This is a genomic window from Micromonospora sp. CPCC 206060, assembly GCF_036906895.1.
GTDB lineage: Bacteria > Actinomycetota > Actinomycetes > Mycobacteriales > Micromonosporaceae > Micromonospora.
The window spans coordinates 1-729 of sequence record NZ_JBAKHU010000271.1 but is presented as its reverse complement, the minus strand read 5'-3'; the positions used below and the strand labels follow the sequence as shown (position 1 = coordinate 729).

1 protein-coding gene is annotated in these 729 nt (G+C 66.0%); it reads right to left on the bottom strand.

Going from position 1 to position 729, the window contains the following annotated elements:
* Nucleotides 1-38: 38 nt before the first annotated feature.
* Nucleotides 39-729 (bottom strand): HARBI1 family protein (locus tag V6U90_RS33695; protein ID WP_334445251.1); only part of this gene is annotated, 691 nt, incomplete at its 5' end.

The following is a 729-nucleotide window of genomic DNA, read 5'->3' as shown; positions in this document are numbered from 1 at the left end:
TGAGCCATTCCGCGCAAGGTTCTGACTACTGATAGTGGTCACGTGGTGCGGTCATGGTCGATATGGAGGATGACCAGGGCGGCAGCGACGATCTTCCCGATCCGCCATGGATCAAGGCTGACGTTGCGCAGGGCTTTGAAGGTCATCTTGAGCAGGGAGTTCCCGCGTTCGCCGATCGCGCGCAGGCTGTTGTGGGCCTTGTTGAGTTGCTGCTGGGTGAGGGTGAGCTGGCCGTTCTTCGGTTTCTTGAACGCGACGGTGATGGCGCCGGACAGCCCTTCGTAGCCCAGGTCGCCGAGAGTGCGCAGGTCAGCGCCTGCCGCGGTGAGGGCGGGCAGGATCTCGCCGTGGGTACGGGCCGCGGTGGTGTCGTGTTCACGGCCGGGCCGAACGCCGGAGGTCCAGATCGGCCAGCCGTCGGGCACGGTGACGACCTGGATGTTGCCGCCGTGGTTGTCGTGTTTGCCGGACCACCACAGATCGACGCCTGCGGTGGGGCCTGGGGTACGGCAGCGGTCGGTCTCGACCAGGATCCCGTCGATGTTCACATGGTCATGGCCGGCAGCCTTCGCCGCGAGCAGAGCGCCGTGCAGGTTCGGCGATCGGGCGGCGAGAACGTCGACACCCTCGTGCAGGTAGTCGTATCCGGTCGAGCCGCTGATGGCGTTATCGCGGGCGAGTTGCCGCATCCGGGTGCCGTCGAGGAACCAGCGCAGGACCAGGATTGCC